The organism is Caballeronia insecticola (assembly GCF_000402035.1).
GTDB classification, from domain to species: domain Bacteria; phylum Pseudomonadota; class Gammaproteobacteria; order Burkholderiales; family Burkholderiaceae; genus Caballeronia; species Caballeronia insecticola.
In genome coordinates this window covers 538,712-558,314 of the sequence record NC_021294.1, presented here as the reverse complement: position 1 = coordinate 558,314, position 19,603 = coordinate 538,712, and the positions used below count along the sequence as shown (strand labels likewise).

The window sequence follows — 19,603 nt, the reverse complement described above, 5'->3', positions numbered from 1 at the left end:
CGACGCCGTTCTTCAAACAGGCACGCTAGCCGCCGACTTCCACGTTTCACCTCACGCCGAAACGTCGAACGCGCGACGCGTCTACGATGAACGGCATGAACTCGAACCTTTCCTCCTCCGACGCGCGCCTGTCCGCGCGACAGATGCTCGTCGTGACCGCGACCAGCGTCGGCTTTGTCGTCTCCCAGCTCGATGTCTCGATCGTCAACGTGGCGCTGGCGAGCATCGGCCACGATCTGCACGCGGGCGTCGCGAACCTGCAATGGACCGTGGACAGTTACGCGCTCGCCTTCTCGGCGCTCATGCTTTCGGCGGGCTCGCTCGGCGATCGCTTCGGCGCTCGGCGCATGTTTCTCGGCGGACTCGCGCTGTTCGCGCTGGCGTCGCTTGCGTGCGCCTTTTCGCGCGATGCGCCGCAACTGATCGCCGCGCGCGCGTTGCAGGGCATCGGCGCCGCCGGAATGCTGCCGAACTCGCTCGCGCTCCTGAACGCGGCGTGCGGCCACGACCGGCGTCTGCGGGCGCGCGCTGTGGGCTTGTGGACGGCGGCGGGCGCGGTGTCGATCGCGGCGGGGCCGATTGTCGGCGGCGTGCTGATCGCGGCGTTCGGCTGGCGCAGCATCTTCTGGGTCAATCTGCCGATCTGCGCGGCGGGCATCGCGGCAACGTTTATGTGGATCGAAAACGTTCGGCCGAAGCATGCACAGCGAGCGCGTGGCATCGACTTGCCGGGACAGGCGCTCGCCATCGTTGCGCTGGCTGCGTTCGTTGGCGCGGTGATCGAACTGCGTCCGCTCGGACTCGCGCATCCGGTCGTATGGGGCGGCCTCGCGCTCGCGCTGGCGGCGGGCGGAGCGTTCATCGCCATCGAGCGGCGCAGCGCCTCGCCGATGCTGCCGCTCTCGCTGTTCGGCGAGCGCACGTTCAGCGCAGCGGTCGTCTTCGGCATCGGCGTGAATCTCACCTATTATGGGATGGTGTTCGTGCTGAGCCTGTATTTGCAGCGCGTACTCGGCCATTCGCCCTTGCAGACCGGACTCGCGTTCCTGCCGCTAACGGGCGGCTTTCTCATCTCGAATCTTGCGAGCGGACCCGTGGTGGCGCGCTTCGGCTCCCGCGGCCCGATGATATTCGGCGCGCTGCTCGACGCCGCCGGTTTCGCCGCCCTTGGTTTCGTCGATGCAACGACGCCCACCGCCCTGCTGCTCGTGCCGTTCCTGCTGATTCCGTCCGGCATGGGCCTCGCGGTCCCCGCGATGACCACGGCGCTGCTCGGCACCGTCGGACAGCAGCGCGCGGGCACGGCGTCGGCGGTGCTGAATACGGCGCGGCAGGCGGCGGGCGCGATCGGCGTCGCGGCGTTCGGCGCGCTCGCGAGTCACGGCGAAGGCGCGGAAACGATCGTCGATGCAGTGCGCTGGTCGGCGGGCATTTCCGTCGCGCTGCTCCTATGCGCGGCGCTGACCGCGCGGTACATGCGCAATTCGCCGAACGCGCGCCAGAGCCATGACGCGACGCGCGCGGGCGGCCCGCTTGCGGACGAAGCCGAATGACGAACGACGAACGACGAACAACGAACGACGAAGGCGACGCAGCGGGAACGCGCGTTGCAGCATCGAGCTGGAACGAACGCCATCGATCCATCAAGGAGAACACCATGTCGACGATGCCCCGCTCGCCCGACGAGCCGCTCGAACCGGACCCGGACAAGTTGCTCGACCCGGACGCCCCGCCGAATCCCGACGATCCGGACATGCCCGACGGCCCGGATTCCGCCACGCCGATGGTGCCCGCCGACCCGAAGAACGGCGAGCCGCGCATGTAGGTTCAGGTTTCGCGAATGCACAAAGCAATGCCCGCGCGGCTACTCGAGCCGCGCGGGCATTTTTGCTTCGCGAGTCTGCGATGGATAACTACAGGCTCGTTGTCTGCACGGTGCCGGTTTCCAGCGCGCGTTCGATCAACGCTTCGTTTTGCGCCTTGCGCACGGCATCGGCGACGAGCGTGCTCGGTGCTTCCACTTCCGCCTTGATCGTGCCGATGATGCCGTCGGCCTCGACGATCACGAGCGACTCCGCCGTATCCGCACGGCTGATAATGACGCGCGCCGGCCCGCCGCCCTCCGCGAGACTCGCGCAGAACGCCATGTTTTGCCCGCCGATCACTTGCTCGAATGTTTGAATCATCGTTGCCTTCCGCGTTAGTTGGACAAAAGCTGACCAGGTTGCGCCGCGATCAGCGCCCCTGACGTCTGATTGATCCGCGTGCTCGGACTAGGTTCAATTCTGTAAGCTCGCGCGCGTCGACGCAAGCTCAACGTCGCGCGTCGGCGAGCTGGCGGAGGATGTTGGCGGTGGCGTCGTCGGCGGGAAAGAAGGCTTCGATCGCCAGTTCCGACAGCGTGATATCGACGGGCGTGCCGAATACCGTCGTCGTGCTGAAGAACGAAAGGACGCCGTGCGATGTGCGCATGCGCAACGGCACGACAACCGGATCGGTTTCCCCGCGCGGCGCGTGCCCGGCATGCGCGGGCGCGGGATACGCGTCGAGTTCGGCGAGCAGCGCGACGAGCGTGGCGTCGCCCGAGACTTCGATCTGCCGGCGCAGGCGAGCAAGCAAATGCGCGCGCCACTCGCCCCAGTTGTCGATGGCATTCGCCAGGCCGCGCGGATGCATCGACAGGCGCAGCACGTTCACCGGCGGCGCGAGCAGTTCCGCATCCGCCGACGCGACCAGCGGCGCCAGCGCTGCATTGGCCGCGACCATCGTCCAGTGACGATCGACCGCGAGCGCCGGATAAGGCTCGTGGCCCTTCAGCACCAGATCGACTGCACGGCGGGCGGCGGCGAGTTGCGGATCGGCGAGCGCCCGTTCGCGATAAAGCGGCGCATAGCCCGCGGCGATCAGGAGCGTATTGCGTTCGCGCAGCGGCACGTCGAGTTGCTCGGCCAGACGCATCAGCATCTCGCGGCTCGGCAGAGAACGCCCCGATTCGACAAAGCTCAGATGACGCGTGGACACGTCCGCTTCGCCCGCGAGATCGAGCTGGCTCATGCGTCGTCGCTGACGCCATTCGCGCAGCAGCGTGCCGACGGTCGTCGAAAGAACGGGTGAATGCGTGAGGGTCGAGTTCATGTCGCCGATCTTAGACGAAGCACGCTCCTGCGTTCCATTACCTCCAAGGTCATCGCCGCAATGCGCTATGGCGCTATAGAACGAACGTAAGATTTACTGCGCAAACATTTGCGGAGAAATTCTTGCGCGCGCGACCCTAAATCTCCGGGTGTTCCAGGCCGTTAAAAGCCAACAATAGCGAACAATGCGTCGCGAGCCGTGCGCGTCTCATCCGAAAGCGCGCACGGCCCGCGGCGCGCGGACATCTGCGGAGAAAACATGTTTGTCATCATCGGATGGGTGTTGGTCATCGGCTCGGTGATCGGGAGCTTTCTGGGAGTCGGCGGCCACCTTGCCGCGCTCGTGCAGCCCTTCGAACTGCTGTGTATTTTCGGTGCGGCGATCGGCGCATTCGTCGTGTCGAATCCAACATCGACGCTCAAGAAAACCTTGCAGGCCGTGCCGAAAATCTTCAAGGGCGGCGGCTATACGAAAGAGAAATACGTCGCGCTGATCGCCCTGCTCTACGAATTGCTGCAGAAGGCGCGCAAGGAAGGAATGATGGCGCTCGAAGCCGATGTCGATGCGCCCGAGTCCAGTCCGCTCTTTCAGAAATACGAGCACGTGATGGCCGATCATCATCTGCTTGATTTCATCGTCGACTATCTGCGCATGATGTCGGCGGGCAACGTCAATGCACTCGAGATGCAGGACCTGATGGACGAAGAACTCGAGACGCATCATGCGGAAAGCTCGGTCGCGGCCAACGCCATTCAGAAGATGGCGGATGGTTTGCCGGCGTTCGGTATTGTGGCGGCGGTGATGGGCGTTGTGCACACGATGGGCTCCGTCGGCGCCGCGCCCGCGGTGCTCGGCGAGATGATCGCGGGCGCGCTGGTCGGCACGTTCCTGGGCATTTTGCTGGCGTATGGCTTTATCGGGCCGCTTGCGGATTTGCTCAACGCTAAAGGCGTGGCGGAAGCCAAACCGTTTCAGTGCGTGAAGTCGGTGCTGCTTGCGTCGATGAACGGCTATGCGCCGACGGTGGCCGTCGAGTTCGGCCGCAAGGTGCTGTTCACCGCGGATCGTCCGAGCTTCAAGGAACTGGACGACGCGGTGCGCGCGACCAAGATGCCGAAGTCGGCTTCCTGATGACGACGATGACGATGATGACGAGGCGCATAAATCATGGCTGAGAAACCGTCACGCGATCCGCTGCAATCCGTGCTTGCGCCGACCGTGGTTGTGAAGCGCAAAAAGAAGGCGCACGGACATGGTCATCATGGCGGCGCCTGGAAGATTGCCTACGCCGACTTCGTTACCGCGATGATGGCGTTCTTTCTGTTGATGTGGCTGCTCGGGTCTACATCGAAGTACGACAAGGAAGGCATCGAGCAATACTTCAATACGCCGCTCTCCGCGCTGTTCGGCAACGATGGCGGTGCGTCGGCGCATACGAGCGTCATTACGGGCGGCGGCAAGGATCTGTCGAGTTCGCGGCCTGGCGAAGGCAACAAGAGTCAGACGCAGCCGGTGCCGCCATCGATTGCGCGCGCGGCGGTCGCGGTGGAAGACATGCAGAAGCTGCAGCAGCTCAAGCAGAAGCTTATGGCGCTTATCGAGCAGATGCCTGCATTGCGTGCGTATAAAGATCAGATACGGATTGCGATTACGAGCGAAGGATTGCGTATCGAGATCGTCGATTCGCTTAAGCGGCCGATGTTCGCTTCGGGAAGTTCGAAGCTCGAAGGTTATGTGACGACAATTCTGACTAACATCGGGTCATCGCTGAATGATGTCGATAACCGCGTGTCGATTGCGGGGCATACGGATGCGGTGCCCTACTCCGGTAGTCAGGCGGGGTATTCGAACTGGGAGCTTTCGGGTGAGCGTGCCAATGCGGCACGGCGCGCGCTGGTCGCGGGTGGGATGAAGGAAGGCAAGGTTTTGCAGGTGCGAGGGCTCGCGGATGCGTTGCCGCTTAATAAGGATGTTGTGGATGAGCCTACTAATCGGCGGATTAGTATTCTCGTGCTGAATAAGGCGGCTGAGCAGGCTTTCTTTCGGGATGGGGGGCGGACGACGGTGGATCAGACGCAGCCGATTGAAGGGGCGGTTACGGCGGCGGCTGTGGTGGGGAAGGCGAATGGGGCGGTGGGGGTGGTTAGGTAAGCGTGGTTGAGGTCTAGATTGGATGGGCGCCTTGCTTGGGAGAGCGAGGCGCGTTTCTGTTGGAGGTCTGTTCGTCGGCCATTGCTGACGTTCATCGATCCGCCCTCGGACGGCTGTTGAACGAAGGACACCGGTCATTCATATCGCCGCCGCGTTGAACGCCAGCCACCCTCAATGTGAATCAACGCCGTGGCGCGGCGGCTGAACGAGCGCCCAAAAAAGACCTTGGGTTACGAAATCCCAGCCGAGCGATTTCAGCAATCTATTGCATCGACCGGTTGAATTCGCCCTTGCGCTCGAGGTATTGCTGGTCAGCTTTCTCACTGAGGTGTGACATGGCCTGCTTGATCTGGTGGCTTGCGGTCGGCATCTCTCCGGTCAGCGCTCTCGCAGCCAGCGGGTCGAGCCTGTTTCAGATTTCATCAGCACGGACGATTCACGTTTTCTCGCGCTTTATTTCGAGCCCGACGACTTGTTCGGCGTTTGGCTGGTGGGTGGTGCTGGTTTGGTCTGTGGTACGACTCGCTGCAAAGGAAGTCCCGTCGCTCCACGCTCGACTAGCTGCGGCTTCGTAGTACCTGCTTTCTGCATCTTCATCCCGATCGCGCCGTCCTGCGCATATGCCCAGTTAGTCTTGCTCGTCATGGTTGCTCCAAAATGTTCAAACCAACGAAAATGGCCGACAGTGCTAACGCCCCACAGAAGGAAATACCTGAAAGGATTGTGATTACCTCGGACAACGTTTCCCATCGACTACTTTCGTCGAACGCGCCCTCCTCAGACTCCTTGAAGTAACGCTCACAACGATCCAGCTGAATCCTGATTACTTTTTGACTTACCGGATATGATGCGACAACCAGCGCGATCGCAAAAGTGAACAAGCCCCACGATGTGAGCAGCGACCACCGGAAGACAGCGTGACCGTGCGGAGCGAAGTCCTTGAGAAATCCCAGTGAGAAAGCCAGTCCGCCGCTCGAGTAGGTGAGAACAGACTTGTCTAGATTCTCAGCGTTCGACACATGCCGCTTATCCAGTTCCGTGCGATAGGCGTCATACAGCCGCTGACGTTCCTTCGGTTCCTCCTCGTCACTCATGGCTTCCGCTTCGCTTCCTGTGCACGTGCGCTTTTCTCGACATGGGCCTTTTCGTCTTTCGACTTAGTTTTTCCACGGGATTCCTCCGTTTGGCTGGGACCCCGGTTTCTAAGGCTCGGCGGTACGAACTGCATACGCATTCCGTTGACGCCGCCGGTGACCGAAAGGGGAGTGCTTTCAAGTCCGCGTACACCCTGTCCGTGAATCGGAAGGAGCGTTGAGAATTTCAATCGCATGGCGTCTCCATCGACGTTGTGAGGCCGCCGTGAGCGGCCTCGATCCGGTGAAGTTACTTCGACCGTTTAGGGATTGATGGAGACGGATTGCGTACGTGCTCGCGCTCGGTTGTTCGCGGATGCGACTTGGCGTATTGCTCAGTGACGAAGCGACCCGTAACGGCGCTGCGATTCACCGGGTGAGTGTCCGGTCGTGGTTTGCTCATGATGATTGCCTGATAGGAAGTGCGGAGGCAAGGCGCCGGAATTGTAACTACGCTTCGGATCCTCATTCGTCGCGGTTAGAATCCAATGTCGTTTCAGGCCCTGTGCCCCTGAAATTGCCCGTTGAGTGTGCAAGACTCAACGGGCACCCCGGCAAAAACACAAGATCTTGTGTTCAGTGTCGGCATAAACACTATATCATGTGTTTATGCCGGAATATGCCTATAGTATTAGAGTTGGCATAGGTATTTTCCCTTGGTCTCACCTCATCTAGCCGCTTTGTAGCTAACGGAGCTGGCTACCGCTCGCGACTCACCTGCTAAACTTCTCACGGCCCCGACCGAGAAGCGACGCCATCAGTGGGCGATTCTTCGCCGGGGTGTTCTTCAATGCGCGGGCAGCTTATGAATGTGGACGTTCCTTCCGACATGGTCGAAATCGCGTCTCGGTCGCCCGTGTACCGTTTGCTAGGCGTTGCGGACAAGGTGTACGGCAAGCATTTGAACCACGTGTGGAAGGGGTTGGCCGGCATGCCGTGGCTGGACGAGCCTGGTCTTCCAGTGTTTGCCAAATATCTCCCACAGACGTCTCAGTTAGACATCGAGCTGGCATGTGGCCTGGCTTCTCAGGTCCTCCGACTTCCGGTTCCGAGGCCGGCGCTCGTTATCGCCGATCTGGAAGACCTTCCCTCACATCCCGCGAATTTGAAGCACGGTCCGGTCATGCTCTTCGGAAGCGTATTCCAGCCGCCTGATCCGTTCTTCGCGCAACGAATCGAGGACAATCCCCTAGCCGTCGACTACATTTGGCAGAAGGTTTGTGACGACGAAGTTGCACCGAAAGGGGCTGCTTGGGATGAACTTGTCGCGAACCCGGATCGGCATGCGCAAAACCTCCTCTTCGACGGAGGCAAGTGGTGGCTTTTCGACCATAATCTCGCGCTCCAACCACTCGCGAAGCTCTATACCAAAGTGGAGCAGCAAAGTGCGCAACAAGCGATTGTCGAGCATGTCGCGCGTGTGAACCAATTGCTCGCTGAGCTTTGCCGCCGGAATCGCAATAGCCGGGAGACACTCACAGAGGCGGAGCAGATGACACGTCACTCGAAGAGGCTGGCGCTGCTCGCACATGCGATGCGTCGATGGGAAGTAGATGTCAAGATTGCGCCAACAATCACAATGGCTGCGCTCATTGTCGATCTGATCGCACTTCGTCTCCAGCCTCTTGCGCTTTACCTTGCGAAGCGGCTCGAGATTCCGTCTCAAGATAGTCTTTGGTCATCGCCATGAACCTCTGGGATTCCCCCCCTTATACGGCCCACGCTGCGCCTGTCCTCTGGACGCCAAGTGCGTCGACAGGCGAGTGCTTCGTCGCGATTGTTCTGATTCAGTATGAAAGTCCCGAACACGGCAAAGCGTTGGCGCGATTAGCGCTGGGGCCGAAGCAACTCCGCGCGATGATTGGCGCGAAGCGAGCGCAGTCTGCACTCGGAATCATGGGCCATGTAGCCGAGTTTATGCATCAACAGCTCGCCGGTGGCACCGCCTTCGCTGACGTTATCGCACCTTTTGATGAATTCCATGTCGGAAAGGCGACTCGAATTCGCGGATACTCCGAGAGACAAGTCGTTGATACTGCAACGCGAACCCTGTCCGCATTTGCAGCTCGTGGGAGCTTCGACGACGAAGCGGACCAGCAACAGCGGAATTCGATTCCGACCAGACAGTTCCTGCGGTCGCTACGTTCTGCTTTTGCGCGAGATGACGAGGCTCGCAAAGCGCGCTTCAATAAAACTATCGACCTCTACAAGTCGGCGCAGATGACGATTGACTACGCGTATGAGCAGTGTCTTGTGCAGGTCACAAGCCTTCCCCAAACCGTGCCGCACCTGGTCGTGCTTCAAAAGGAGGCGGAGAGTAAGATCCTTGAGCTGGATATCACGGCGGGACTGCTGCAATCTCATTCAGCTCCTTCGTCGCCATCACTGCTTGTGAATATAGCCCCGCTGAACACAGCGGAGACTTCCGAAGCTCGCCGAATCGCAGGTGAGTTGTTCGATAGGCTAACTTTTATGAGCGAGCAGAAGAAGATCGCTCTCGTACCGGTCAAAGACCCTTTTGAAGCGGCTCAGCTTCTTGAGCAGTTTGAGATGAATAGGGATTACCTGCAGGCGTGACGTGCGAGGGTTCGAATTTGTCGACTCAGCAAAATCTGTTGTTTTCAAATAAACGGTAAGGTCGATTAGTGGTAGTCTGCCGACCGATCTTTGCTCGCGACATAGACAGACTCATTGCAATTAGGCCCGTTTCTGTGCGAGCAGGTCGACTTACACGCGTGGGCTGTTCACGTCATGGTGGTGGAATGCCGACGGCGCACCACTCGAATCGCAAGGTTCGCGAAGCCTCGTAACGCTCGATACTACCCGAACGCCAAAAATCGCGTTGACGCCATACTTTTCTCAACCATGCGCCAACAACTTCGCGCCCCAGTGCCAAACGCCGAGGATTTGCTCGTGATAGTTCCACGCACCGACACCGCCGGCAATCACCGCGCCCAGGAGCCAGTGCTCCCGGACTTTTTCGATCCCCGCCTTGAACGAACGCCCGTTGCGCTCGAACCAGGTTGCGTTGGTTTTCAATGTCCCACTGTGCGCGCGTTCGGCGAAGTTGGCGAACACGTCGACCTTGGATAAAGTTGAGCGATGCATGTCCAAAAAGCGTTTCTGCTCGAACGCGTTAGCTTCATCCTGACCCACAAGGAAGTCACGAGGTGTGATGTGGTTCTTCTCCATCAGCGACTGAATGCGCGGATGGCCCGTGTACTTGTTGCCGTAGATCGCAATGAGCACGCGCGATAAGTCCACCAGTTGCTTCTCGTCGATGTGGAAACTTTGCGATTCCAGCACGGCGGCCCGGTGTTCTAGGGCGGGAAAGCCGTAGTTCATATCGCGCATGTTCCAGTGCAGCCATGTGTGGAACTGGTGATCGCGCGCGAACGCAAAAAAATCGTGCAGCATCGCCTTTTCGAACTCGTCGTACCGATTTTCGATCTGGTCGAGCGCGTGGGCGCGCTCGGCAGCAAAGTGGATCGAGTAGGAGTGGGTCTGCCCCGATTGAAGATTCCGCACCGCGATCGACGTAACCCGCGGTGAGTCAGCTTTGGTCTGGTCGTAAAAGCTCTCGCAAGAATAGTGAACAATGAGGGTATTTTCGGGCTTCTTAAACAGGTCGTTGAGTTGGGTTTTCGCCCGTTTCCAGCGCTCGTACAAGTCTTGTTGTTGGCCCATGGTCCTTTGGTTTCAGCTTGTTCCGACTGAGAACATAGCACGCCGGATCGGCCTAGTGCCACCTGCTGCCGGGCAGACCACATACGCGAAGTATTGGCGGCATCACGGGTTGCCCTGCCGCGTTGGCTTTGCGCCGGACGGATGCTGGTTCCGGCGAGCATGCCTCTTAGGCGCGCTTTTTTGCTCCTCGTGGGACTATGGCCATGTATGCCCTGCGTGCTCGGGTATGATCAGCCTCTTTCTGTTTCTTGCGAGCACGGCCCGTGCCCATCGACAACTGTACCCACACCTTCGACGAACTGGTGGCGTCAGTCCTCCCGGCGCACCTGGAACGCTTGAAGACCGCTCTCCAATCGCCGCTGTCGGCCACCACGTTTGTGGGGTTCAAGAGCGCTCGACGTGAGTTGCTCACCAAGCTCGGGCCCTCCACCGACTTCCCCGGCTGCTACGTGTTCATCGATGTGGACCGCTCGGTATACGTGGGAATCTCCCGGGGGTTGAAGCGTTTGTGCTTGTGCCGCTCGTAGATGGTAGCCTCGGTTGAGCAAGGCAATGTGACGTGATGCAGTCGTTCGAGTGCGAGTTCCAGGACGGCGCGAGCGACAGTAGAAACCGATGAGTCGTCGGCGGACTCTCTGATGAGCGTCTGCTTCACCTTGCGAAGAGCGATTGACCTTCGACGGGCTGGAAGTCCGCTAAGGGTCGTGAAGACTCGTTTAAATTCTCTTCGAAGCTAACTCAACCGTACCGCGTCGTCAACGACTGCAATGCAAGGTGCTGCAGCCGCAAATCGCCGGAACGGCGAGCGTCCGCAAAGGCCGACGAGCCGACGAGCCGCCGCAACCGAAAGCAGCACCGCCGTAAAGTCCGCGACACATCATCGCAGGTTTCCACACTCATCAGAAACCACCCCCTCACCCCACCCACCCCACCACCGTCTGCACCACCAACCACAAATTAGCCAAACTAATCAAACAAAACAACCCCCAAGCCACAACCTTCATAAACCCCGCATTAGCAAACGCCCCCATCACCCCCCGATCGTTCGTCATCCGAATCAACGGATAAAGCGCGAACGGCAATTGCAGACTCAACACAACCTGACTCGCAACCAGCAACTTCCCCACCGCCCCATTCCCGAGCCAGTACACACCAATCAACGCCGGCACAAGCGCCAACGCCCGCGTAATAAACCTCCGCTGATAACAAGGAATCTTCAGTTGCAGGAACCCTTCCATAATGACCTGCCCCGCAATCGTCCCCGTAAAGGTCGAGCTCTGTCCTGAAGCAAACAACGTCACCGCAAACAAAACCGCGGCAAGCCCCGTCCCCACAATCGGCGCAAGCAACTTATACGCATCCTCGATTTCGGTAACCTGCGTGTGCCCCGTCGCATGAAAAGCCGACGCCGCCAGAATCAAAATCGCCGCATTGATCAGCAACGCAAGCACCAGCGACACAATGGTATCGATCCGCGAAAGCGTAATCGCGGATGCGAGGCTCTTGGCATCCCGATTGACCACCCGCGTCTGCACAATCGACGAATGCAAATACAGGTTATGCGGCATTACCGTCGCGCCGAGAATCCCTATCGCGAGATAAAGCGGCTCGCGACCGCTCAACGCATGAATCGACGGCACAAGGCCCGCCGCAACCGATGGCCAATAGGGCTTCACGAGCACGAGTTCGACGACATAGCCCACGCCGATCGTCGCGATGAGTCCCAGCATGATCGCTTCGAGATCGCGAAAATTCTTGCCCTTGAGGCCAAGCACGATCAGCGTGTCGAATGCCGTTAGCACCACACCCCATATCAACGAAACACCGAACAACAAGTGAAACGCAAGCGCGCCGCCCAGCACTTCCGCGAGATCGCACGCGATGATCGACAACTCGGCGAGCATCCATTGCACATTCGCGACCGGCTTCGAATAACGCTCCCGCGACAATTGCGCGAGATCCTTTCCGGTGACAATGCCAAGCCGCATCGAAAGACATTGCAGCACCATCGCCGCGAGGCTCGACAGCACGACGACGAAAAGCAGGTTATATCCGTAACGCGAACCCGCTTCGATATCCGTCGCCCAATTGCCAGGGTCCATATAGCCGATCGAAATCAGCAAGCCCGGACCCGCGAACTGCAAGAGCTTCTTCCATAACGGCGCGGACGGCGCGACAGCGACGGAGCCTTTGACTTCGGATGGACAAAACGGCGCGGTGGCCGTGGTCGGTAGATTGAACGGCAATTTATCGGTTCCCGATGCGATATTCAAAGCAAGACACAGTGCGCACGATGCACAGGCAAAACGCGTATCGCGGGCGAGTCTATCACCGGCTGCGCATCTTTACAGACGCCCTCACCCCGCCTTCAACATTCATTCAGCGCCCGCTCCAATCTGACCATTGCGCCATCTGAACGCCAGCATGTCGTCACGGTACGACAAATAGAATGCACCTGTGGCTGTGGTAACCGTGCCGACGCTGCAAATCGCGCAACCGCACGCCGCGTTCATCCTTCACACGCTTGAGGAGTACGCCATGAAACTAGTCACACGCATCGCAGTCATTGCACTGGCCGCCGCACCGCTGGCCGCGTTCGCGCAATCCGAAGGTCTCACGCGCGCTCAGGTCAAGGCGGATCTGCAACGCGTCGAGCAAGCCGGCTATAACCCGTCCGAACGCGACGCCTTCTATCCCAACAACATCCAGGCCGCGGAAGATAAACTGCAATCGTCGACCGCCTATGGTTCGTCGGCGGAAGGATCGTCCGCCTCGGGACAATCGGCCCCGCAGAATTCGCAATAAGCCATCCATCGCATCACGAGACCCGCGCGGCTGCCGTCCGCCACGAACGTTCCCGCGCCGTCTCGCTCGCCCTCCGCCCTGCCTCTTTAGCGCAATCGTTCGAGAATCGCCTCATACGGGCTAAGCGCTTCATTTTCGGAAACCTACAATCGCAACGCGGCTGTTCGAACACCGCGCTTGCGTCAACAGCCGCGTTCGTCCCATCAATCCGCATGAGGAGTTCGCCATGAAGCTTGCCATCCGCATGACGCTCGTCGTTCTCTGTGCAGCGCCGCTCACCGCGCTCGCTCAATCGAATGGACTCACACGACAGCAGGTTCGAGAAGATCTGGTCAAATCCGAACGCGCCGGCTACCGTCCAGGCGAACAGGACAACCGGTATCCCGGCACGTTCCTCGACATCAAGGAAGGCATCTTTACCGGCGCGAGCGTCTATCGCACTCAGCCCGGCTTTCCGAACCTCGCGCCCAATGCAGACAGTTACCTGCGCTGACGCCTGACTATTCCACTTCTCATCGATGAAAGCGCGCGGTCCTGACCGCGCGCTTTCGTATGCTTGCTTTCAAATCGCCTAATCTGACAGAAACGCCATTTTCAAGCCATATTGTCGTTGGCACCCGGCCACTACCATAGCGGCACAGATGGCGAACCGCCTGCCTCGCTCCGTCATTGCGTCTCGCGCGCTGCATGTCTTTGCGTTGCCGCGCCCCTCAAAAGCATTTTCCGAACGACTCAATGTGGATAGTCAACGTTGCGCTTAAGCGGCCCTACACGTTTATCGTGATGGCCATCATGATTCTGCTGGCGACGCCCTTCGTCCTCTTGACGACGCCCGTGGACGTGCTTCCCGAAATCGATATTCCCGTCGTCAGCATCATCTGGAATTACACCGGTCTCTCCGCTCAGGACATGGCCAATCGCATCACGTCGGTCAACGAGCGCAGTCTCACGACCACGGTCAACAACATCGAGCACATCGAGTCGCAATCGCTGCCGGGCATCGCGATCATCAAGCTGTTTCTGCAGCCGACGGCGAACATCCAGACCGCGATCGCGCAGACGGTCGCCGTCGAGCAGGCGCAATTGAAGCAGATGCCGCCGGGCGCGACGCCGCCGCTCGTCATCAGTTATTCCGCGTCCAGCATCCCGGTGATACAGCTTGGTCTTTCGAGCCCGAAGCAATCCGAGCAGGACCTCAACGACACCGCGCTCAATTTCCTGCGCCCGCAACTGGTGACGATTCCCGGCGCCGCCGTGCCTTATCCCTATGGCGGCAAGACGCGCCTCGTCTCCGTCGATCTCGACACGCGCGCGCTGCTCGCCAAAGGCCTCACGCCCACCGATGTCGTGCAAGCGGTCAATGCACAGAACCTGATCCTGCCGACGGGCACCGCGAAGATCGGCCCGAAGGAATACACCATCAACATGAACGGTTCGCCCACGACGGTCGCGGGACTGAACGACATTCCCGTGCGCACGATCAACGGCGCGACCACGTATCTGCGCGAAGTCGCCCACGTGCGCGACGGCTTCTCGCCGCAGACCAACATCGTGCGACAGGACGGACGTCGCGGTGTGCTGATCTCGATCCTGAAGAACGGCAATTCGTCGACGCTTTCCATCGTCAATACGTTGAAGGATCTGCTGCCGCAGGCGCGCGCGTCGCTGCCGCCGGACCTCAACATCAGCGCGCTGTTCGATCAGTCCGTGTTCGTGAAAGCCGCCGTGCAGGGCGTGGTGCGCGAGGCGCTTATCGCCGCTGCGCTCACTGCCGCCATGATCCTGCTCTTTCTCGGCAACTGGCGCAGCACCTGCATCATCGCGATCTCGATTCCGCTCTCCATTCTCTCGTCGCTGATCGTGCTGCATGCGCTCGGGCAAACCATCAACATCATGACGCTCGGCGGCCTCGCGCTCGCGGTCGGCATTCTGGTGGACGATGCGACCGTCACCATCGAGAACATCGAGCGCCATCTGCACATGGGCACCAATCTGCACGACGCGATTCTCGAAGGCGCAGGCGAAATCGCGGTGCCGGCGCTCGTCTCGACGCTGTGCATCTGCATCGTGTTCGTACCGATGTTCTTCCTGACCGGGGTCGCGCGTTTCCTGTTCGTGCCGCTCGCCGAGGCTGTCGTGTTCGCGATGATCGCGTCGTACATTCTGTCGCGCACGCTCGTGCCGACGCTCGCCATGCTGCTGATGGGCCACGCGCACGCACCCGATGCGAAGGCGAAAGCGAATCTCTTCGTACGCATGCATCGTCGTTTCGATCGCGGTTTCGAGCGCATGCGCGCCGCGTATATCGTGATTCTCTCGACGCTGCTCGTACGCAGGCGCATGTTCGCCTCGTTGTTCCTCGGCTTCTGTCTGCTCTCCGCGGGCCTTGTTTTTGTGCTCGGTGAAGACTTCTTCCCGAGCGTCGATGCCGGCGATATCCGCATGCACATGCGTGCGCCGACCGGCACGCGCATCGAGGAAACCGCGCGTCTCGCCGATCAGGTCGAAAAGGTCGTGCGCCAGATCGTGCCGCAAGACGAACTCGCGACGATCCTCGATAACCTCGGTCTGCCCTATAGCGGCATCAATCTGTCGTACAGCAATGCGGGAACGATCGGCACGCTCGACGGCGAGATTCAGGTTGCCTTGAAGCCCGATCACGCGCCCACGCAAACGTATATCGACGAACTGCGTGCACTTCTGCCGCGTCGCTTTCCCGGCGTCGAATTCTTCTTTCAGCCCGCGGATATCGTCACGCAGATTCTGAACTTCGGTCTGCCCGCCGCCGTCGACGTGCAGATTCAAGGGCAGAACGCGCAGGCGAACTTCGAAGTCGCGAGCAAGTTGATGAAGCAGATCCGCATGATTCCCGGCAACGTCGATACGCACATTCAGCAGAAGCTGGACGAGCCGACCATCGACTTGCAGATGGACCGCACGCGTCTGCAACAGTTGAATCTTTCCGCGAGCAACGTCGCGCAGAACGTGCTGGTTTCGCTCTCGGGCAGTTCGCAAACGGCGCCCGGCTTCTGGTTCAATCCGCGTAACGGCGTCGAGTACAACCTCGCGGTGCAGACGCCGCAATATCAAGTTTCATCGATCGACGAACTGCTGCGCACGCCAGTGTCCGCATCGATCAACGGGCCCACGCAACTGCTCGGCAATCTCGTGCGCATTTCGCCGCAGAGTCAGTTCGCCGTGGTCACGCACTACAACATCCGCCCGGTGATCGATCTGTTCGTGAGCGTCGAAGGGCGCGATCTCGGCAGCGTCGCGCGACAGGTGAATCATCTCGTCGACGAAGCACGCAAGACGCTTCCGCGCGGCAGTCAGATCGTCGTGCGCGGTCAGGTCGAAACCATGCGCACGTCGTTCTTCGGACTCGGCGTCGGCGTGGCGATGGCAATTGTGCTCGTGTATCTGCTGATCGTCGTGAACTTCCAGTCGTGGATCGATCCGCTCATCATCGTGAGCGCGTTGCCTGCCGCGCTCGCCGGCATCATCTGGATGCTCTTTCTCACCGGCACGCATTTGAGCGTGCCCGCGCTCACCGGCGCGATCATGACGATGGGCGTCGCCACCGCGAACAGCATCCTGATGGTCTCGTTCGCGCGGCAACGTCTGAACGCCGGCATGCCACCGCTCACGGCCGCGCTCGAAGCAGGCGCGAGCCGTATTCGCCCTGTGTTGATGACCGCGTTCGCGATGATCATCGGCATGATTCCGATGGCGCTCGGCCTCGGCGAAGGCGCCGAGCAGAACGCGCCGCTCGGCCGCGCGGTGATCGGCGGGCTGCTGTTCGCCACGGTTTCCACACTCTTTTTCGTGCCGCTCGTTTTTGCAGGCATTCATGCACGCCTTGCACGCCGCGCCGCGAGCAAGAGACAGTCGCCGCAACACGACGCGAACGGCCAACACTGACATCACAGCAAGATCACGGACATGACCGAAAAGAACCACGCATCGCTTGCGATTCCCGCACGCGACCCGAACGAAGGGCCCGCGCTGCCGCCGCGCCATGTCGAATGGAAACGCGCGAAGATCGCGCTCGTCATCGTGCTTGCGCTGCTCGCGCTCGGCGCCGCGCGCACCGTCGTCACCGACATGATGCACAACCGTTCTATCGCCACGCGCACGCAACAGAACGCGCAGCAATACGTGAACGTGGTGCTGCCGACGCAGACCGACGGCGGCGGCGAGACCACCTTGCCGGGCACGCTGCGCGGCTTCGTCGAGTCGCCGATCTATGCGCGCGCCACCGGCTATCTGCTTCACTGGTATGCGGATATCGGCACGCGCGTGAAGCAAGGCCAGTTGCTCGCCGATCTCGATACGCCCGAGATCGATCAGGAGCTTGCGCAAGCCGTCGCGCAACGGGACCAGACCGCATCGAGCCTCGGTCTTGCGAAGAGTTCGCTGGAACGATGGCAGCAACTGCGTCAGCGCGATGCGGTCTCGCAACAGGAACTCGATGAACGTCAGAGCACGTACAACCAGGATGTCGCGAATCTCGCCGCCGCCGATGCCAACGTGAAGCGCCTGCGTCAGCTCGAATCCTTCAAGCGCATCGTCGCGCCGTTCGCGGGCGTGGTCACGCAGCGCAATGTCGATGTCGGCGATCTCATCGACGCAGGCAGCGGCACGAGCCGCGCGCTGTTCGCGCTCGCGCAGTCGGACCCGTTGCGCGTGTTCGTGCAACTTCCGCAAGCGTATGCGCAAAACGTGTCGGTCGGACAGGAGGTGACGATCATGCAGGCCGAACTGCCGGGCCAGCAATTTCACGGCAAGATCACGCACGTCTCCGGCGCGATCGACGTGCCTACGCGTTCGTTGCAAGTCGAAGTGAGGCTGCCCAATCCCGATGGCCTCCTGCGGCCCGGCGCCTATGTGCAGGTCGCGCTGCCCGCTGCCGCGCACGCGCGCCTGCTGGTGCCCGGCAACGCGCTGCTCTTTCGCGCGGAAGGTCCGCGTGTCGCTGTCGTCGATGCGGACGGACACGTGCATCTCAACAAGATCGTGATTGCGCAGGATCTCGGACAGTCGCTGGAGATCGAGAGCGGCATCGAGCCGACCGACAAGGTCATCGTCAATCCGAGCGATTCGATCGCGGACGGCGACCATGTCGTGATCGCGCCGCAAGACCAGCAGCATCCGTCGAATCAGAAGGCCGCATCATGAAGCGGGTTGCATCGCTCGCGTTGCTTTCTCTGCTTGCCGCGTGCACGGTCGGGCCTGATTACAAGCGCGCGGCCGCCGAAACGCCGCCGACATGGCAGACGGATTCGTACTGGCGCGTCGGTGCACCGTCGCATGCGCCGCTTGCGCCCGACTGGTGGCAAAGTTTCGACGATGCCACATTGAACACGCTCGAAACGCAGGCGCTCGCGCAGAATCAGACGCTCGCCGCCGCGAGCGCGCATTACGAACAGGCCCGCGCGACACTCGCGCAAACGTCGTCGTTCGCGCTGCCCGAAATCGATCTTGGCGCAAACGCATCGCGCTCGCGCATCTCGAAGAATCGCCCGGTCAACAACTACAACACGCCGAACGCAACCACCGTCCAGAACGATCTCAAGCTCGCGCCCACCGTCAGTTATGACGTCGATCTCTTCGGCCGCATTCGTCGCGAAGTGCAAGGCGCGCAGGCATCGGCGGAACAGTCGCGCGACGATCTCGCCAATGCGCGCCTCGTGCTCACGACCGATCTCGCCAGCGCCTACTTTTCGATGCGCGAGCTCGATGCCGAAATCGATGTGCTGAACCGCTCCGTCGGTCTGCAAAAGAAAGCGCTCGATTACGTGAAGACGCAGCACGATCTCGGCGCGGTGTCGGGCCTCGATGTATTGCAGCAGCAAGCACAGCTCGATTCCACGCGCGTGCAGGCGCAGTTGCTCGTGAATCAGCGCGCGCAATTCGAGCACGCGATCGCCGCGCTGGTCGGCACGCCCGCGCCGCAATTTTCGATTGCGCCGGATCTCGGCGAGCGGCCCGTGCCGTCGATTCCACTCGGCGTGCCGAGCGACGTGTTGCAGCGCAGGCCGGACGTCGCGTCCGCCGAACGCGCGATGGCCGCGGCCAATGCGCAGATCGGCGTCGCGAAAGCGGCGTTCTTTCCGAGCCTGACGCTCAACGGCACCGTCGGTTGGGAAAGCACTGCGTTGTCCAGTCTGATTTCCGCGCCGAGTCTGTTGTGGACCATCGGCACGATGGCGAGTCAGGTCGTGTTCGACGGTGGACGTCGCGCGGCCGCCGTCGACTTCGCGAGCGAAGGCTATGTCGCGGCGGTGGCGAACTATCGGCAGACCGTGCTCGGCGCGTTTCAGCAGGTGCAGGACGGTATCGTCGGATTGTCGGTGCTCGATGGTGCAGCGAAACAATCGCACGCGGCCGTCGACGATGCGCAACGCCTCTTGTCGCTTGCGAACGATCGCTATTCGGGCGGCCTCGTTGCGTATCTCGACGTGATCACCGCACAGCAGCAACTGCTCACGAGCGAGCGTCAGGACGTGCAGATTCACGGTCAGCAACGCACGGTCGCGGTGGCGCTCGTCAAGGCGCTGGGCGGCGGCTGGGATGCGAATGATGCAGCGCAAGAAGTTGCAGATGCAACCAACAAGAATCCGGCGCACTGACGTCGAGCAAAACGTAAGCAAGATGCCCGCGAGACTCGTATAGTGAGCGGTGAGACAATA

At 60.6% G+C, this 19,603-nt stretch carries 16 protein-coding genes; 11 read left to right on the top strand and 5 right to left on the bottom strand.

Features of this window, described 5'->3' with window-relative positions; genetic code table 11:
• Window positions 1-86: 86 nt before the first annotated feature.
• Together BRPE64_RS16655 and BRPE64_RS33215 are read left to right on the top strand one after the other, a co-directional pair.
• Window positions 87-1,553, top strand: a complete 1,467-nt coding sequence (locus tag BRPE64_RS16655; protein WP_016354642.1) for an MFS transporter — start codon at window positions 87-89, stop codon at window positions 1,551-1,553.
• Between the two features lie 104 nt (window positions 1,554-1,657).
• Window positions 1,658-1,825 carry a hypothetical protein gene (locus BRPE64_RS33215; protein ID WP_160167932.1) on the top strand — a complete coding sequence of 56 codons (168 nt, stop codon included), beginning with the start codon at window positions 1,658-1,660 and terminating at the stop codon, window positions 1,823-1,825.
• A gap of 88 nt (window positions 1,826-1,913) precedes the next feature.
• On the opposite strand, the gene BRPE64_RS16645 is transcribed toward BRPE64_RS33215, so the two are convergent.
• Complete coding sequence (locus BRPE64_RS16645) at window positions 1,914-2,186, bottom strand: hypothetical protein (RefSeq protein ID WP_016354640.1); 273 nt, start codon at window positions 2,184-2,186, stop codon at window positions 1,914-1,916.
• A gap of 127 nt (window positions 2,187-2,313) precedes the next feature.
• The gene (locus tag BRPE64_RS16640; RefSeq protein ID WP_016354639.1) at window positions 2,314-3,135 is read right to left on the bottom strand and encodes a helix-turn-helix domain-containing protein; all 822 of its coding nucleotides are present in this window, start codon (window positions 3,133-3,135) and stop codon (window positions 2,314-2,316) included.
• 258 nt (window positions 3,136-3,393) lie between these two features.
• Between BRPE64_RS16640 and motA the strand changes: the two genes are divergently transcribed.
• The gene (gene motA / locus BRPE64_RS16635) at window positions 3,394-4,266 is read left to right on the top strand and encodes a flagellar motor stator protein MotA (protein WP_044042718.1); all 873 of its coding nucleotides are present in this window, start codon (window positions 3,394-3,396) and stop codon (window positions 4,264-4,266) included.
• A 36-nt stretch (window positions 4,267-4,302) separates the two neighbouring features.
• Window positions 4,303-5,286, top strand: coding sequence for a flagellar motor protein MotB (gene motB, locus BRPE64_RS16630; RefSeq protein ID WP_016354637.1), 984 nt, complete (start codon window positions 4,303-4,305; stop codon window positions 5,284-5,286).
• Window positions 5,287-5,927: 641 nt separating this feature from the next.
• Here motB and BRPE64_RS16625 read toward each other — a convergent pair.
• On the bottom strand, window positions 5,928-6,380 hold the full coding sequence (locus tag BRPE64_RS16625; protein ID WP_051180446.1) for a hypothetical protein: 453 nt from the start codon (window positions 6,378-6,380) through the stop codon (window positions 5,928-5,930).
• Window positions 6,381-7,224: 844 nt separating this feature from the next.
• Here BRPE64_RS16625 and BRPE64_RS16620 point away from each other — a divergent pair.
• Window positions 7,225-8,109, top strand: coding sequence for a hypothetical protein (locus BRPE64_RS16620; protein WP_232519257.1), 885 nt, complete (start codon window positions 7,225-7,227; stop codon window positions 8,107-8,109).
• Window positions 8,106-8,996 carry a hypothetical protein gene (locus BRPE64_RS16615; protein ID WP_044042325.1) on the top strand — a complete coding sequence of 297 codons (891 nt, stop codon included), beginning with the start codon at window positions 8,106-8,108 and terminating at the stop codon, window positions 8,994-8,996. The genes BRPE64_RS16620 and BRPE64_RS16615 overlap by 4 nt, the downstream gene beginning before the upstream one ends.
• 282 nt (window positions 8,997-9,278) lie before the next feature.
• On the opposite strand, the gene BRPE64_RS16610 is transcribed toward BRPE64_RS16615, so the two are convergent.
• Both BRPE64_RS16610 and BRPE64_RS16600 read right to left on the bottom strand, forming a co-directional pair.
• A complete protein-coding gene (locus BRPE64_RS16610) occupies window positions 9,279-10,106 on the bottom strand; it encodes a hypothetical protein (RefSeq protein WP_044042324.1) in 828 nt (275 codons plus the stop codon).
• 914 nt (window positions 10,107-11,020) lie between these two features.
• Window positions 11,021-12,352: an Nramp family divalent metal transporter gene (locus BRPE64_RS16600; protein ID WP_044042717.1), complete on the bottom strand. Its 1,332-nt coding sequence runs from the start codon at window positions 12,350-12,352 to the stop codon at window positions 11,021-11,023.
• 292 nt (window positions 12,353-12,644) lie between these two features.
• On the opposite strand from BRPE64_RS16600, the gene BRPE64_RS16595 reads away from it, so the two are divergent.
• The 5 genes from BRPE64_RS16595 to BRPE64_RS16575 all read left to right on the top strand — a co-directional run bounded on the left by BRPE64_RS16595 (window position 12,645) and on the right by BRPE64_RS16575 (window position 19,543).
• Window positions 12,645-12,911: a DUF4148 domain-containing protein gene (locus tag BRPE64_RS16595; RefSeq protein ID WP_044042715.1), complete on the top strand. Its 267-nt coding sequence runs from the start codon at window positions 12,645-12,647 to the stop codon at window positions 12,909-12,911.
• 226 nt (window positions 12,912-13,137) lie between these two features.
• A complete protein-coding gene (locus BRPE64_RS16590) occupies window positions 13,138-13,404 on the top strand; it encodes a DUF4148 domain-containing protein (RefSeq protein WP_016354632.1) in 267 nt (88 codons plus the stop codon).
• 242 nt (window positions 13,405-13,646) lie between these two features.
• Window positions 13,647-16,832, top strand: a complete 3,186-nt coding sequence (locus BRPE64_RS16585; RefSeq protein ID WP_016354631.1) for an efflux RND transporter permease subunit — start codon at window positions 13,647-13,649, stop codon at window positions 16,830-16,832.
• 21 nt (window positions 16,833-16,853) lie between these two features.
• Window positions 16,854-18,089: an efflux RND transporter periplasmic adaptor subunit gene (locus BRPE64_RS16580; RefSeq protein ID WP_016354630.1), complete on the top strand. Its 1,236-nt coding sequence runs from the start codon at window positions 16,854-16,856 to the stop codon at window positions 18,087-18,089.
• Window positions 18,086-19,543 carry an efflux transporter outer membrane subunit gene (locus BRPE64_RS16575; RefSeq protein ID WP_016354629.1) on the top strand — a complete coding sequence of 486 codons (1,458 nt, stop codon included), beginning with the start codon at window positions 18,086-18,088 and terminating at the stop codon, window positions 19,541-19,543. Before BRPE64_RS16580 ends, BRPE64_RS16575 begins: the two co-directional genes overlap by 4 nt.
• Window positions 19,544-19,603 lie beyond the last annotated feature (60 nt).

What these genes read in the sequence shown, in the direction of transcription:
- BRPE64_RS16655 (WP_016354642.1), top strand. Translation starts at nt 87, where the DNA reads ATGAACGGCATGAACTCGAACCTTTCCTCCTCCGACGCGCGCCTGTCC.
- BRPE64_RS33215 (WP_160167932.1), top strand. Translation starts at nt 1,658, where the DNA reads ATGTCGACGATGCCCCGCTCGCCCGACGAGCCGCTCGAACCGGACCCG.
- BRPE64_RS16645 (WP_016354640.1), bottom strand. Translation starts at nt 2,186, where the DNA reads ATGATTCAAACATTCGAGCAAGTGATCGGCGGGCAAAACATGGCGTTC.
- BRPE64_RS16640 (WP_016354639.1), bottom strand. Translation starts at nt 3,135, where the DNA reads ATGAACTCGACCCTCACGCATTCACCCGTTCTTTCGACGACCGTCGGC.
- motA (WP_044042718.1), top strand. Translation starts at nt 3,394, where the DNA reads ATGTTTGTCATCATCGGATGGGTGTTGGTCATCGGCTCGGTGATCGGG.
- motB (WP_016354637.1), top strand. Translation starts at nt 4,303, where the DNA reads ATGGCTGAGAAACCGTCACGCGATCCGCTGCAATCCGTGCTTGCGCCG.
- BRPE64_RS16625 (WP_051180446.1), bottom strand. Translation starts at nt 6,380, where the DNA reads ATGAGTGACGAGGAGGAACCGAAGGAACGTCAGCGGCTGTATGACGCC.
- BRPE64_RS16620 (WP_232519257.1), top strand. Translation starts at nt 7,225, where the DNA reads ATGAATGTGGACGTTCCTTCCGACATGGTCGAAATCGCGTCTCGGTCG.
- BRPE64_RS16615 (WP_044042325.1), top strand. Translation starts at nt 8,106, where the DNA reads ATGAACCTCTGGGATTCCCCCCCTTATACGGCCCACGCTGCGCCTGTC.
- BRPE64_RS16610 (WP_044042324.1), bottom strand. Translation starts at nt 10,106, where the DNA reads ATGGGCCAACAACAAGACTTGTACGAGCGCTGGAAACGGGCGAAAACC.
- BRPE64_RS16595 (WP_044042715.1), top strand. Translation starts at nt 12,645, where the DNA reads ATGAAACTAGTCACACGCATCGCAGTCATTGCACTGGCCGCCGCACCG.
- BRPE64_RS16590 (WP_016354632.1), top strand. Translation starts at nt 13,138, where the DNA reads ATGAAGCTTGCCATCCGCATGACGCTCGTCGTTCTCTGTGCAGCGCCG.
- BRPE64_RS16585 (WP_016354631.1), top strand. Translation starts at nt 13,647, where the DNA reads ATGTGGATAGTCAACGTTGCGCTTAAGCGGCCCTACACGTTTATCGTG.
- BRPE64_RS16580 (WP_016354630.1), top strand. Translation starts at nt 16,854, where the DNA reads ATGACCGAAAAGAACCACGCATCGCTTGCGATTCCCGCACGCGACCCG.
- BRPE64_RS16575 (WP_016354629.1), top strand. Translation starts at nt 18,086, where the DNA reads ATGAAGCGGGTTGCATCGCTCGCGTTGCTTTCTCTGCTTGCCGCGTGC.